This is a genomic window from Blautia sp. OF03-13 (assembly GCF_003460685.1).
Classification (GTDB): Bacteria; Bacillota; Clostridia; order Lachnospirales; family Lachnospiraceae; genus Fusicatenibacter; species Fusicatenibacter saccharivorans.
Window position 1 is genome coordinate 36802 of sequence record NZ_QTVR01000006.1, and the last position, 14638, is coordinate 51439.

Genomic DNA, 14638 nt, shown 5'->3' on the forward strand with positions numbered 1-14638 from the left:
CTAAACTATCGCTTCCGCATTTTCCAGCATAAAGAGAAAGGAAGCTGTAAAATACGCTCGCTTCTCTTTTTCCATTTTGGCAAGCCTTGTATCGATGGATTTACAATCCTCCCGTTTATTTATCCCAAGAATTGTATTTGCATCAACTTTATAAAGTTCCATTAACACATAAAGACTTTTCATACTGAGATTTCTTCCACCCTGTTCCATCTGAATCAATGTGGAAACGCTTAATCCTGTTACTTCTGATAACCGTGTCAAGGAATACCCTCTATCTTCACGCAGCTTACGGAGTATCGGTCCAACTACATAACCATCATATTTCATCGCTATATCCTCCATCGACCTTTGCCATTTCTCTTAACATCTCTACAGCTGCATCTTCTGTCTCATACTGACCAAGCCACTTCCCACTTGAATCATGTACAACTGTTCCGAATGCAGTCTGTGTAAATCTGCAATCCTTCACAGCCGGGACTTGTTTGTCCCGACCGGAATGATTTTCTGTTGTCGCTCTACCAAAGAACTCCGTTAGCATCCAAAGTCCTCTGCATGAGATACAATAATTGGCACCGGACCGACTTCAAGAGAATAGAGCCATATGCCCATATCTGTGATGGTCTTAACAAATTCTTCCAAATCATAAATGTCATCGGTGATCTCATTCAGGCTTCTGACTACTACAACCTCAAAATCTTCCTCTTTAAGTGTTGCAAAGAAAGCATTCAGTGCTTCTCTGTCATAGTCTCTTGTTATCGAGCGGTCACAATATGCATCGTTAATTATTACTCCGTTAGGCATTGCCTGATCACGCATATTCTCGACCATCTGGACTACATTGAGTTCTGCTCTGCGGGACTTTATAAATGCAATTCCCTTAGCAAGCTCCTGATTATCTGTACCTTCGTTTCCCACTACGTTAAAATCTCTTTTATTCATTTTGTTATCTCCTTTACGATTTCGTATTGGAGAGTTTTGGCGCCTCCACTCTCGTGGTGTGCTGTTCCTTAGCACATGTTTATGGTACTCTATTAAGAAAACCTATGCGCCCACTCTAAAGACTATCTTTTCTGATTTGTAGTCTTTAAAAGACTATTTTTAATTTCTCCCTCTATTCTTCCAGTCACCATTTTTAAATTGTTTACTAATTCCACCATCTCCGGCGAATAATTCATGTGTTCTTCTCCAAACAACAAAAAATCAGCAGAGCAATCCAAGATTTGTGCAATACAATACAATTGTGGTATTGTACAATTTGCTTTTCCACTTTCAATTCGAGACATTTGGTTCTTACCAATACCAAGATAGCTTGCCAACTCTATAGCTTTCATATGTCTTGATTCTCGTATATCTTGAATTCGTATACCAATTTTCGAACAAGTATCAGAATCATATTCTTTTATCTCTTGGATCACTCTGCTCACCTCCCTTACAAAAAAATAAGGAGCCTCTATCATTCAAATATTGAACGATATCGGCTCCCTTTTGCCCTTATCAACTGCCAATTCAGCTGATGTATTATTTAACTTGTATTTTATCTGCCCGCTGTTTTTTTACGGAATAAACCACAAAATTTCCATCTTTATCTCTGCGCACTTCTGCATCATGACCATTTTTAGTTGCTGCCTGTATCTGACGAAATAATAAAACTGTTTTATCTTCTTCCATAAGCACCTCCTATAGACTAATCCATAAATTGATTACGACCATTTATATCTTCAAACAAATCGTCTGTATAATCATCGCATTCTTCATTCATAGAAATTTTCATATTACTATCACGAACACTTCCATCAGGCGATAAAAAAGTGAATTCTTCTATAAATTGTGCTTGCTCCATATCAAATAGCATAATTGTAATCCATGGTTTTACACAAATCCCCTCCAAGGTATCTTTAAGTAATTTATAGAATTTTCTATTAAAAACCACAAACGATAATTTATCTGCTTTGACTTCATCCATATAATATAGTCCTAAAACCATCAATAATTTCTGTCTTAGTTTTATTGTCTGTTTACGAATGGCTTGCTGTTCCGTACCGAGCATTGTCCAAAACTCAAATAGCCATTGTCCCATAGTGTTATCAGAAGTAACGGCATCAGTAGCAATTTCCCAATCAGGTCTATAATGATAATTTAAAGCATTGTAAACCTGAGGTGTCATTGGGACCTGAACTTTATACCCCCTCTTCATAATCTCCGACAGTACTAAGTCAGCTGCATTTTTTTCAAATGCTCTGTATTCTTCTGTATCCACTTTTCCATTTAAATTACGCTTTTTCATGCCATGAGCAGACATAAGCATTTCAAAGGTAACTCCACTATTTGGATCTGCATTCTCCGCAATATTAAATATTAAAGCATCTGAATTTTTGCCCGTTGTTTTTTTGTTTACAATTCTTGAAAGCGTAGACGGATTAACCTCACACTTTTTTGCGAACTGTGACATACTAAGCTCTGGACCTTTTGCTCTCACAACTAATTCTGCCAATCTATCCTTATCCGGAGTACTTATTCTTACATATTCTGATAGAATTGATAAATCTCTTTTCATTAATTTGCTTCCTCCTTTCACAAAGGATACCATAGATTTTGCGTGTAGTCAAATCTTTGCACAACATTTGCATATCAAAGCAAAAACTTTCTATTTTTTGCATGAAAAGATATTTATGCAAAGTACTGTTTATTTATCAAATGCCCTCAACATTTTATCAATTGCCTCTCTCTGGGCAAATGTTATCTTATTTTCCTGTCTGCCCCTTTTGCCCGATATGATATAATCCATACTGTGCTCAAATATCTGTGACATTATATATAACTGCTGTATAGTGCAATTTGCTCTACCATTTTCAATCCGTGACATTTGGTTCCTTGTTATTCCCAATTCCGTTGCCAACTCAATGCTTTTCATATTTTTGTCTAGTCGCATTTCCTGTATTCTCTGCCCTATTTCAAATTGTACATTCTTATCATATTCTCTTATTTCCTTGTTCATATTGTCCATCCTTTAAAACTTGTTACCGTTAACTCGTTTGAGGACGGACAATAACTCCCTAGATATGTAATTTTCAGCAAATAAAAAAGGACACATGAAAAACAGTCCCAGTCCTCAAACTGGTTTCTAATTTTTCATGCGTCCTTAGGATGGCACCTTTGCGTATCATCAGCTTACGCTTATTGCAAGTGTCTCCCATATCATGATGACCACTAATTTAATTGTCTTGTCCTGTTGCGACCAAATATCTGCCGCACCATCTGATGTCTGACTGTATGTATCAGATATAATACTTATCCTGCTCTACTTTATCTAACAGTTCACCTTCCTTGAAATTCTTCAAGGTCATTACTCTGCCACAATGGTGACATTTCATCATTACTCTCGGCAGTACCGGATAATTTCTGTTACCTGTAACCATGTATGAAACTTTCATACTCTTTTTGCACTTCTTACAATAAAAATCTATAACTTTTAACTCTTTGTTCAATTCAGTTCGCTCCTTATTCATACAAAATCATCAATCTACAATTCTGTACTCGTAAAGGAAAGGGAAATCACCTTTGCAAGCCTGTTGCCGGGAGTTCCGATGAATGTCTGCACATTCCCCGGCTTTGCTGATCTAAAGCCAACTGATATGAATTGTGCTGTCAGCACACAATCACATCAGGCTCCGGCTCTTTCCATAAACCACATATTGTTATCTTCATAGAAAAGGAATATTTCCTTTCCATCTACCACACAGGTATAACGCTCTCCAACGCCGCCAGCCCTTGTACTGGCTGCTCTGCGCTTGTCTTTTACTCGTGTAATCTCATACTTTCTGCCATCTTCCCATGTTATCTCTTTGGGAATGAGCAGTCCGTCCTTTGAAAACTCTGCAAGTACATCAACATATACCTTATTGCTCAATGTAATCACCTTCCTTACAAGATTGCTATTGCTCTGGAAGCATCCATCTTCCTTGCTATATAGCCTTTTTCTTCTAATATTTTCAGATGTGCATAAACACTTGAAGTCGATGCCACCCCTACCATCTTGCATATCTCCCTGATAGTAGGAGCATAACCATTCACACGCTGATATTGCATAATGCTTTCATACACATTCTGCTGCTTCTCCGTCAATGGTGCTCTGTCTACCAGATCAATTCTTGCTGCTTCGCTCATGTTCCGCCTCCCTCTTTATCCAAAATACCCATGTGGATGTACTGTGTGTTCTTCTTTTGCATTGACTGCCGACAGAATCCTGTCCCGGTACATGAGTCCCCTCTGGATACTGTAAAATCCAAATCTTCTGCGTATCTCATCCACCGCTGAATCCATCTTCATCTGCTTTTCACGCTTCTCCACACTTGAGAACAAATCAATCTGTTCCCAATAATTATCTGTTACTAAGTCTGCACCTCGGACACCAACACTGCGGATCGGCTTGCTCCAGTTATAGTTTTCCTTAAATATCTGATAAGCATATGCAGCTATCTCTCCGGTGATATTCGTTGCATGGTCAATCTTTTTCTGACGAATAAAAGAGAATAACTCATTATCCCTGACACTTATCTCAACCACTCTGCACCGGAATCCATTCTCACGAAGTCTTGCTGCAACACTCTCAGCCAGAATATAAAGAACAATCTTTACATCCTCATCACATACTAAATCCTTTGGAGTCGTTGTGCTGTTTCCCACCGATTTGATTGGAGCGTGGGTATTCTCTAGCTTGACAGGTGAATCATCATAGCCATTCGCAAATGACCATAAGATACTGCCCATCTTTCCAAGGTGACTGTTAAGCACATCTTCATCTGCTCTTGCAAGATCACCTATGGTTTTAATACCAAATAATGCAAGCTTTCTGTTCGTACTTTTGCCAACGTATAGAAGATCTGCCACCGGAAGTGACCATGCCTTCTGCTTAAACTCACTCTTATACATAGTTGTGATTGCATCAGGTTTCTTATAGTCTGAACCAAGCTTTGCAAATATCTTATTGAAAGAAACACCAACACTTACTGTGATGCCAAGCTCTGACTTCATTCTCCTGCTGATTTCCTGTGCAATGAGCAATCCATCCCCTTTAAGGGAGCTGCTCCCTGTCACATCAAGCCAGCACTCATCAATTCCATATGGCTCCTGCCTGTCCGTATATTCTGCATATATCTCATGTGCCATTCTTGAGAATCGAAGATATAAGTCCATTCTTGGTGAAACAAACGTTATGTCAGGACAGACCTGCTTTGCCTGCCAGAGTGCCATTCCTGTTTTCACACCGTACTTCTTGGCAATATAGTCGGCTGTTAAGACAATCCCATGTCTTGCCTCCGGGTCACCGCCTACTGCCAGTGGCTTTCCTGCAAGCTCCGGATGATGCAGATGCTCAATCGAAGCATAGCAACAGTTGATATCTGAATGAAGTATTACCCTGTCTCCCATCTGCATAACCTCCTGCTGCATTTAATCTGTCACTACCATAACCTTTAGTCCAAGTATATGAGTAATGTTCCTTACAGGGCATAGTATAACCCCAAGAATAATCGACCGTCAACGGACACATGTGTCCTTTTTCTCATTATATTGGATTTTTAACTTGAATAATTGGCACTATTGCTATATACTATGGAGTGAAAAGAGACATTTGAAATCAACAAAATGAAAGAAAAGAGGCGTATGTATGTACTCAATCGGAGAAATCATTTCAACATATAGAAAAAAGAAAGGCTTGCTCCAACAGGATCTCGCTGATGAACTGGCAAAGGAAGGCATTACCATTTCCTATAAAGCCATATCCAACTGGGAGAGAAATCTTGCTGAACCAAGCGTTACCATATTTTACAAAGTGTGTAGAATCCTTGGTATTACTAACATGTATGAGGCATATTTTGGAGTAAATCCTGCCGATCCTTTCTCATCACTAACTGATGAAGGCAGGGAAAAAGCTATGGATTATATCAATCTGCTCCACGCATCCGGAATGTATGAAAAGCAGACTGCTAAGATAATTCCATTCCGTAGCATTGATATTTTTGAAAATGCTGTATCAGCCGGAACCGGTAACTTCCTTGTAGATGGACCGAAAGAGACTGTACGCATAGATGAATCTATCCTGCCAGAAGATACTACTTTCGGTGTCCGTATTAGTGGTGACAGTATGGAACCAGAATTCCACGATGGTCAGATTGCATGGATATTACAGCAGGAATCTGTTGCTAATGGAGAAATCGGCATCTTCGCTCTAAACGGAGAAGCCTATATTAAGAAATTACAAAACGATAAAGAAGGAATTTTCCTTATCTCACTCAATGAAAAGTATGCACCTATCAAGGTTAGTGAAAATGACCGCTTAGACATATTTGGAAAAGTTCTTGGAAAATCTGATGCTTGTGCTATTACAGGACATTGCCGATAAAATTGCAAGTCATTTTTATCGGACACATTATTTTGCATAATTGACAATAAGAAAATATCTATAGAACTGAAAGAAGGGATTTTTATGGCGGTTACCAATAATATAAGAGAAATACGTGAACAGCGAGGCATTTACCAGGATGACCTTGCCGCTGCTATTGGATACAGCACCAAAACTGTCGGCAGGATAGAGCGTGGGGACAGCACCCCATCTGCCGAATTTATGCTGCGGATATCAAAGTACTTTAATATGCTGGTGGAAGATGTATTCCATGTGGAAGATTGAGTCGGAGCAGCAATCCGGTTCACCTTCTATTTTGGACAGCTTTTCATGTCCTTATCAACAACTATAGTTTTTTTGATAAATGCTTGACTGTAAACCTTGTTTATAGCTTATTATTAAGTAAAATAGAGTTGCTCGAAAGGAGGGCATAATATGACTATAAAAGACGTAGAAGAGCGAACAGGTTTATCCCGTTCTAATATCCGTTTTTATGAAAAGGAAAAACTTATTGAGCCTTCGAGAAATGAAAGTAATGGTTATAGAGATTATTCTAAAAATGATGTGGAAAATATAAAGAAGATTGCATATCTACGTACATTGGGAATTTCTATTGAAGATATACGAAATATTATATCCGAAAAAGTAACATTGCAGGAAATGCTTGAGAAGCAAAAGGAAGTATTAAAAAATCAGATTACTGATTTGAATAAGGCGAAACTCATGTGCGAAAAAATGCTGGATGAAGGAAGTATTAGTTATGAAAAATTACAGGTAGAACAGTATGTAACAGATTTTCATGACTATTGGAAAGATAATCGAACTGTTTTCAAACTGGATTCAGTCAGCTTTTTGTATATATGGGGAAGTATGCTTACCTGGACTATGATTACCGCACTATGCTTGATTATTGGGGCTTTGTCTTATTCTAAGTTGCCGACAGAAATTCCAGTACAATGGAGTAAAGGAGTGGCAACATCCCTAGTTAATAAAAACTGGATTTTTATTTGTCCTGTTATATGTATCATAATCCGTTATTTATTAAAACCTTTTATCTATGCGAAATTGCAGATGAACAATTATTATGGAGAAATTATAACAGAGTATTTGACAAATTATATGTGTTTTATGGGTTATAGGACAAAACGTGTTGATGGGTTAATCCCATTCAACAAACGTTCTGTCATAATTATGTAAATCACTCCATACAATGGCATCGCCCCAACTAGAAAGACTTTTTTCAAGTTTATTCTTTTCATTCATTTTTTGATATATTGCCGCAATGCTTTTATCGGTTGGCATAACATTTATTATTTCAGACAATGAAAGCGGTTCAGGCGAGTGCATATAGCACCACCAGTAAACCGCTTTTATTCTTCTTTCAACAGATAATCCTCTATGATTTCTAAGCATTTCCCTAAGTCTGGAATTGACACTGCCTTCAATTCTGTTATTGGTAGAAGGTGTGTTAAATTTGTCCCTTAATTCTTTGTCCAGATAAGTAAACAGCGTGTTTTCCCTGATAAGTTTAATTAATGACTTTTCTGCTTTCAGTATCCGTTCATGTGTAGGACGCCTGTTTCCATTTTCATCAACTGTCATTTCATTCAGGAAATCCTCATACTTATTTATCCATTCAATAAATCTTTTTATCCATAAATCCGCTTCTTCTTTTGTGTTTATTTTCAAGAGTTCTTTTGCCATGTTATATAGCTCTTTACCTGCCATTGAATTAGGTCTTGATGTCGTGTAACGCCTTACCTGGCAGAATACATGGAAAACGCATCTTTGGTGTTTTGCACCCGGCCATACTTTTTTGAGTGCCTTTGCAAACCCTGTTCCACCGTCAGATACAACCATTCTAGGTTCCGCTATACGTTTCATTAAAGCCGTCCATGCAGCGGCATATTCATATCTGCATAAATACCAGCCAAGGACATATTTATCATCACAACAGATTAAAATGCACGCTTTTCTTCCCAGATAAATACCATCAAGATACAAGACATCCCTGCTGTCCTCGACTTTAGGCGGCATAGGCCATATATTCCAATATTTAGCGGTTTTGCGTCTGAATGTTCTTCCATCTCCGGGCATTGATGACTGGGATTCCTTTCCAAACAACCAATCCAAGAAGATTTGCAGTTCTTTGGCAGAGTTGTCTATTTTGTGTGTAACTGATGAATTGCATTTCCTGCAAAGCCAACGTTGTGACCCTGCTTTTGTCTTTCCAGCTTTAATACATTTATTTCCACATACAGGACAATTTACTTGATTCATTTAATCTTCCTCCGTTGTTGCTGTTTCAAGGAAGATTAAACCTTGTTTTTCCCTTTATTTGCAAGGGATGCAGGTGTTTTTATCAACACGTTTTGTCCACCCTCAAAGTTGTTTCAAAAAAGATTGAACCGCCCCCAGCCTTGAAATTCAAGGGCTGAAGGCGGTTTCTATCAACACATTTTGTCCTATAGGTCTATATGAATAAAAAAGCCCCGCCGCAGCGGGGTTTTTTTATAGGAATTTATCAAGTTCAGTCTCGACACGCTTATTTATTTTAACTTTAGGATTTTCCATAATCGTTCCTCTTGCGACAACCATTTTTACATGTCGTAATGCTCTGAGGTCATCGAGTGGGTTTTCCTCGGTTACAATCATATCTGCACATTTATCTTTTTCGAGCGTACCGGTAATATCACCGATTCCCGCCATTTCGGCAGCTCTTGCGGTTGCCGTATACAGTGCAAACGCATTGGAAACGCCCGTATATTTGTGGAAATAATACAATTCTCTCCAGAAATCATACTGTGTAATCCACGGACATCCGACATCATTGCCAAGAACGACAGGTATATCATTTTCAAGTGCCGCTTTCGCACATGCAATTATTCCCTCAAACACAACATTTCCGTTAAACTGTTCAACTTCAGTTGCGTTGGTAATCGAACGATCAAACAATGCATACGGAAGTGCAGGCGAAATTGTTGTGCAAAGAAATGCTTTTCTTTCCTTGAATAACTTAATTGTATCATCATCAATTTTTGCACCGTGTTCAATTGAGTCAACACCATTTTCAAGAGCAACACGCACCCCCTGCGGAGATTCGACATGTGCAGCAACTAAATAGCCATTTTCATGTGCCTTGTCACAGACTACCTTTACCATTTCCGGAGACATTTTCAGTTCACCCGGAACACCTTTTTCTTTTGCGTCCATTACGCCGCCAGTAATCATAAGCTTTATCAAATCAACCTTTTCTTTTTCCGATTGCTCCAGATGTTTTAAGGCTGTATCTATACTGTCCGCCGCAACAGCAACAGAGCCAGCCATATGTCCGCCAGGCACGGAAATCCCTTCATTAGCGGCAAGTATTCTAGGTCCCATCTTTGTTCCTGCATTAATCTCATCTCTTAATTTTGTATCAAAACTTCCAAGTCCGCCAACCGTTCTTATTGTTGTCACACCGCTCATAAGCTCTGTTTTTGCAAATCCGGCAACCATACCGTATGCAATTGAACGCATAAGTGCATTTCCCATAAGTATTTTTACAAGTTTCTCATTATCACGCTGTTTTTTCTGCGGCTTGCCATTACCTGCAAGGTGAACATGCATATTTATAAGACCGGGCATAATATATCTGCGTTTTAAATCAACTTTTTCATATCCATTCAAATCCGTGCCTGCCTTGACAATATCCTCAATTTTATCATTGTCCGTAAGTATGACGAAGCCCTCTTTTACCTGCATATCTTTGGTTCCGTCAAGTATTTTTCCGTTAATATAAGCATATTTCATATTTTTATGCCCCGTGTTTTTGAAATGTTTATTTAATACCAATTAATCAAAATCTTACGCACTGATTGACTTTCCTGTGTAAAGCTGATAGTATCTGCCTTTTTCTTCCATAAGCTGGTCATGTGTACCACGCTCAATAATTCTTCCCTGTTCCATAACCATAATACAGTCTGCATTCCGTACCGTAGAAAGACGATGAGCGATAACAAATGAAGTTCTTCCTGTCATAAGTGCATCCATACCACGCTGTACAAGTTTTTCTGTACGTGTATCAATAGAAGAAGTCGCCTCATCAAGAATAAGAACAGGAGGATCTGCAACTGCCGCCCTCGCTATTGCAAGAAGCTGACGCTGTCCCTGACTAAGGTTCGCACCACCGCCGGTAAGCACTGTGTTATAACCATCAGGAAGTCTTTTTATAAATCCATCAGCATTAGCAAGCTTTGCGGCAGCTATACATTCTTCATCAGCTGCATTGAGTCTTCCATATCTGATATTGTCCATAATCGTGCCTGTAAAAAGGTTGGTATCCTGTAAAACAATGCCCAGGCTTCGGCGTAAATCGTCTTTTTTAATATGATTAATATTAATTCCATCATAACGGATTTTACCATCCTGTATATCATAAAACCTGTTAATAAGGTTGGTAATTGTTGTCTTTCCGGCACCGGTAGAACCTACAAACGCAAGCTTCTGACCAGGTTTTGCGAACATTTTTATATCGTGAAGCACGATTTTGTCAGGATTATATCCAAAATCAACTCCATCAAATGTAACATCACCCTGAAGTCTTGTATACATTTCATCTTTGTTTGCAGCATTTGGTTTTTTCCATGCCCACATCTCTGTCAGTTCTTCAGTTTCATGGATTTCACCATTTGAATCATAACATATATTTACAAGTTCAACATCACCTTCATCTGTCTCTGGTACTTCATCACAAAGGTCAAATACCCTGCCGGCACCTGCCATAGCCATTACAATACTGCTTACCTGCTGGCTTATCTCTGTTACAGGCTGTGCGAAACTCTTGTTTAATGAAAGAAATGCTACAAGTGTACCAATTGTAAGTCCTGAAAAGCCGCTTAATGCAAGCACACCACCTACAAGTGCACACAAAACATAACTTATATTTCCTATATTTTCATTGATAGGCATTGTACTATTTGCAATTTTATTAGCATTGTTGGCACTTTCTCTTAACTTGTTATTAATCTGCTTAAACTGTTCAAGACTTTCCTGCTCATGACAGAATACCTTAACAACCTTCTGCCCTTCCATCATTTCCTCAATATAAGCATTTACTTTACCGATATCTTTCTGCTGTTCAATGAAATATCTGCCAGATGCAGCGGAAAGCTTTGATGTCACAAAAAGCATAATTGCAACCATAATAACAGATACAATTGTAAGTGGTATATCAAGAACTATCATACTTACAAATGTTGATACAAGTGTTATAAGTGAATTAAGAACCTGTGGAATACTCTGGCTTATAAGCTGTCTTAATGTATCAATATCATTTGTATATACCGACATTATATCTCCATGTGCATGTGTATCAAAATATCTGATTGGAAGTGATTCCATGTTAGTAAACATCTCTGTACGGAGCTTTTTCATAGTACCCTGACCAACATTTACCATAATTCTGTTATATCCGTAGGAACATAAAACACCCACTGCAAATATTGCTACAAGTTTTAAAAGAGCCTGTGCAAGCGGTGAATAATCAGGAACTGCCATCTGGGTAAGAGGCACAATGTAATTATCAATAAGTTTCTGTATAAATAAAGTTCCACATAATGTCGTAAGTGCCGAAACCAATATGCAAACGACCACCATGAAACATGCCAATTTATAATTTTTTACTATATAAGAAAGAAGTCTTTTTAATAATAAAAGCGGATTCTTCTCTTTGTTCTCATTTTTATTTTTCATGTCTTCCTCCTATTCTCACTATTCTGCCGATTCGTCGAAATCGCCGCCGCCCTGCATCTGAACTTCACAGATTTCGCGGTAAACTTTGTTATTTTCCATAAGATTCTCATGTGTATCAAAGCCACTGACTTTTCCATCTTCAAGAACAATAATTCTGTCGGCATCCTGAATACTTGAAATTCTCTGCGAAACTATAAGCTTTGTTGTTCCCGGAATTTTCTGGGCAAATGCCTGTTTGATTTTTGCGTCTGTTGCAGTATCTACAGCACTTGTCGAATCATCAAGAATAAGAACCTTTGGTTTTTTAAGCAATGCTCTCGCAATACAGAGTCTCTGTCTCTGACCACCTGAAACATTAGTACCGCCCTGTTCTATCCATGTATCATACTTCTTAGGCATTCTCTCGATAAATTCATCAGCACATGCCTGTTTACATGCCTCAACACAATCTTCATATGAAGCATTGTCATCACCCCATCTGAGATTGTCAAGTATTGTTCCTGAAAACAGGACATTTTTCTGTAATACTACAGCCACCTGATTACGGAGTGCATCCATATCATAAGTTCTTACATCTTTTCCGCCAACACATACAGAACCTTCAGTAACATCATAAAGACGGCTTATAAGGCTCACAAAACTTGATTTTCCGCATCCTGTACCACCAATAATACCAATTGTCTCACCTGCATTAATATGAATATCAATATCATGTAAAGTATCCTCTGTACTGTTTTTTCTGTATGAAAAATTAACATGATTAAAATCGATTCTTCCGTCTTCCACTTCTTCATAAGGTTTTTCCGGATTGGCAAGGTCCGCTTTTTCATTAAGAACTTCTGAAATACGCCTTGCACTTGCCGCACTCATTGAAACCATTACAAATATCATTGAAAGTATCATAAGTGCCATAAGCATGTTCATTACGTAACTGAACATTGATGTAAGATTACCAGTTGTAATTGAACCCGACACAATAAAATGTGAAGCAAACCATGACAATGCAACAATACATCCATATACAACAAGCATCATAGTCGGATTGTTAAATGCAAGAAATGACTCGGCTTTAACAAATGTTTTATAAAGATTATCTGCCGCTTTATTAAACTTTTTATTTTCATGCTCCTCACGTACAAATGCCTTAACAACACGGATTCCTGAAATATTCTCCTGAACGCTCGCATTGAGTTCATCATATTTTTCAAAACCTGATGTAAAAACCGGTGTTACTTTATATATAATAAAGAAAAGTACAAATCCTAAAAATATAAGTGCAACAAGAAATATAATACTTAATCTCGGACTTATTATTACACACATTGTAATACTGCAAATCATCATGAGAGGTGCTCTCACAACACTCCTTATTATCATCTGATAAGCATTCTGTACATTAGTTACATCAGTTGTCATACGTGTTACAAGACCTGCTGTACTGAATTTATCAATATTAGAAAATGAAAATGTCTGTATATTTTCATACATTTTCTCTCTCAGATTACACGCAAATCCTGTTGATGCTGCCGCCCCATACTTTCCTGCCTGTATACCACAAAAAAGGCTCAAAAATGCTATAATAAGCATTATTCCACCATAAATACCAACCTTTCTCATATCTCCGGCCTGTATTCCTTTATCAATTATTGAGGCTGTTATAAATGGAATAAGAATTTCCAAAAAAACTTCAACTGCAGTAAATATTGTCGTTATAATTGATTCTTTTTTATATTTGCCCATACATTTTGCTAATGTTTTTATCATATTTTTATCATTCTCCCTTCGATTAAATTCACCTTATAAGTCTACAGTCAGCATGACTTGATACTGTCATATACTTTCTGCAAAAGATTTCTAAGCTGTCCTTTTTCATCATCATTAAGTGCCTTTAAAAGTTCCCTCTCATTTTCATCCATTGAAGCTCTTGCCGTCTTGCATATCTCCTCACCTTTTGCCGTGAGCTTTACATGTTTGATTCTTTTATCATTTGAATCATAAAACCCCTCTATCATCCCATTTTTTTCCAGACGTGCAGCAATTCCTGCCATCGTTGCCTGTTTAACTTCAAAATGCTTTTCAAGTTCTTTTAGCGTTATCGTCTCATCGGCTGCCTCGCTGATAGTTGCGAGGACCTTAATCTGCGAAAGGGTGACATCATTGCACATCAACGTATTATTAGCCTTTCTTCCAAGTGCATCGTTAAGTCTCTTTATAAGTTCACCGCAATGCAATGTTTCTCCAAACATATGCTCATTCCTTTTCATAAAATTTGATAAATAGTTTCTTCTAGATGCTCTAATATATTACAAAAATAATCGGCTCTGCGTCTTAAGCGTCTGGCTCTTTGATGACAGTTATCTTCAAGTTGTCAACTTTAATCAATCTTTCTTGTCTGCATTTTGGACAATAAAGGGGATAATTCTCCAAAACAGTGTCCTTCCTAATTTTATTACGGGTTTTGCTCCCACAAACAGGACACAATATCCATTCGCATTTCATCATAAT

General features: G+C 37.9%; 18 protein-coding genes. 3 read left to right on the top strand and 15 right to left on the bottom strand.

The annotated features are described in order from the left end of the window. The 9 genes from DXA55_RS05980 to dinB all read right to left on the bottom strand — a co-directional run bounded on the left by DXA55_RS05980 (position 1) and on the right by dinB (position 5427). Positions 1-327, bottom strand: coding sequence for a helix-turn-helix domain-containing protein (locus DXA55_RS05980; RefSeq protein WP_117813344.1), 327 nt, complete (start codon positions 325-327; stop codon positions 1-3). 204 nt (positions 328-531) lie between these two features. After that, a complete protein-coding gene (locus DXA55_RS05990; protein ID WP_117761249.1) occupies positions 532-939 on the bottom strand; it encodes a recombinase family protein in 408 nt (135 codons plus the stop codon). Between the two features lie 122 nt (positions 940-1061). After that, positions 1062-1415 carry a helix-turn-helix domain-containing protein gene (locus tag DXA55_RS05995; RefSeq protein WP_118589283.1) on the bottom strand — a complete coding sequence of 118 codons (354 nt, stop codon included), beginning with the start codon at positions 1413-1415 and terminating at the stop codon, positions 1062-1064. A gap of 103 nt (positions 1416-1518) precedes the next feature. Continuing rightward, on the bottom strand, positions 1519-1668 hold the full coding sequence (locus DXA55_RS17045; RefSeq protein ID WP_156454676.1) for a hypothetical protein: 150 nt from the start codon (positions 1666-1668) through the stop codon (positions 1519-1521). 16 nt (positions 1669-1684) lie between these two features. Next, positions 1685-2554, bottom strand: coding sequence for a hypothetical protein (locus DXA55_RS06000; RefSeq protein WP_117529004.1), 870 nt, complete (start codon positions 2552-2554; stop codon positions 1685-1687). Between the two features lie 129 nt (positions 2555-2683). Further along, positions 2684-2995 carry a helix-turn-helix domain-containing protein gene (locus DXA55_RS06005; protein WP_158565043.1) on the bottom strand — a complete coding sequence of 104 codons (312 nt, stop codon included), beginning with the start codon at positions 2993-2995 and terminating at the stop codon, positions 2684-2686. A gap of 666 nt (positions 2996-3661) precedes the next feature. Then, a complete protein-coding gene (locus DXA55_RS06015; RefSeq protein WP_154266625.1) occupies positions 3662-3907 on the bottom strand; it encodes a hypothetical protein in 246 nt (81 codons plus the stop codon). 14 nt (positions 3908-3921) lie between these two features. Next, positions 3922-4164 (bottom strand): LexA family protein, encoded by a 243-nt coding sequence (locus DXA55_RS06020; RefSeq protein ID WP_004611567.1) that lies wholly within the window; start codon positions 4162-4164, stop codon positions 3922-3924. 15 nt (positions 4165-4179) lie between these two features. Further along, positions 4180-5427: a DNA polymerase IV gene (gene dinB, locus DXA55_RS06025; RefSeq protein ID WP_117529002.1), complete on the bottom strand. Its 1248-nt coding sequence runs from the start codon at positions 5425-5427 to the stop codon at positions 4180-4182. A 238-nt stretch (positions 5428-5665) separates the two neighbouring features. On the opposite strand from dinB, the gene DXA55_RS06030 reads away from it, so the two are divergent. From DXA55_RS06030 to DXA55_RS06040, 3 genes are all read left to right on the top strand, one after another. Beyond that, on the top strand, positions 5666-6400 hold the full coding sequence (locus tag DXA55_RS06030) for a helix-turn-helix domain-containing protein (protein WP_117482444.1): 735 nt from the start codon (positions 5666-5668) through the stop codon (positions 6398-6400). A gap of 84 nt (positions 6401-6484) precedes the next feature. Beyond that, on the top strand, positions 6485-6685 hold the full coding sequence (locus DXA55_RS06035; protein ID WP_004611564.1) for a helix-turn-helix transcriptional regulator: 201 nt from the start codon (positions 6485-6487) through the stop codon (positions 6683-6685). A gap of 150 nt (positions 6686-6835) precedes the next feature. Further along, complete coding sequence (locus DXA55_RS06040) at positions 6836-7597, top strand: MerR family transcriptional regulator (protein ID WP_199412692.1); 762 nt, start codon at positions 6836-6838, stop codon at positions 7595-7597. Here the strand turns inward: DXA55_RS06040 and DXA55_RS06045 are convergent. The 6 genes from DXA55_RS06045 to DXA55_RS06070 all read right to left on the bottom strand — a co-directional run bounded on the left by DXA55_RS06045 (position 7559) and on the right by DXA55_RS06070 (position 14635). Next, entirely contained in the window at positions 7559-8680 is a 1122-nt protein-coding gene (locus DXA55_RS06045; protein ID WP_117582137.1) for an IS1249 family transposase, read from the bottom strand. The genes DXA55_RS06040 and DXA55_RS06045 overlap by 39 nt on opposite strands. Before the next feature lie 231 nt (positions 8681-8911). Beyond that, entirely contained in the window at positions 8912-10192 is a 1281-nt protein-coding gene (locus tag DXA55_RS06050; RefSeq protein ID WP_117529001.1) for an amidohydrolase family protein, read from the bottom strand. A gap of 54 nt (positions 10193-10246) precedes the next feature. Beyond that, entirely contained in the window at positions 10247-12133 is a 1887-nt protein-coding gene (locus tag DXA55_RS06055; protein WP_117813348.1) for an ABC transporter ATP-binding protein, read from the bottom strand. 18 nt (positions 12134-12151) lie between these two features. Beyond that, positions 12152-13897: an ABC transporter ATP-binding protein gene (locus DXA55_RS06060; protein ID WP_117813350.1), complete on the bottom strand. Its 1746-nt coding sequence runs from the start codon at positions 13895-13897 to the stop codon at positions 12152-12154. Between the two features lie 47 nt (positions 13898-13944). After that, entirely contained in the window at positions 13945-14379 is a 435-nt protein-coding gene (locus DXA55_RS06065) for a MarR family winged helix-turn-helix transcriptional regulator (RefSeq protein ID WP_158550875.1), read from the bottom strand. 82 nt (positions 14380-14461) lie between these two features. Further along, complete coding sequence (locus tag DXA55_RS06070; RefSeq protein ID WP_002779755.1) at positions 14462-14635, bottom strand: cysteine-rich KTR domain-containing protein; 174 nt, start codon at positions 14633-14635, stop codon at positions 14462-14464. Positions 14636-14638: the final 3 nt, after the last annotated feature.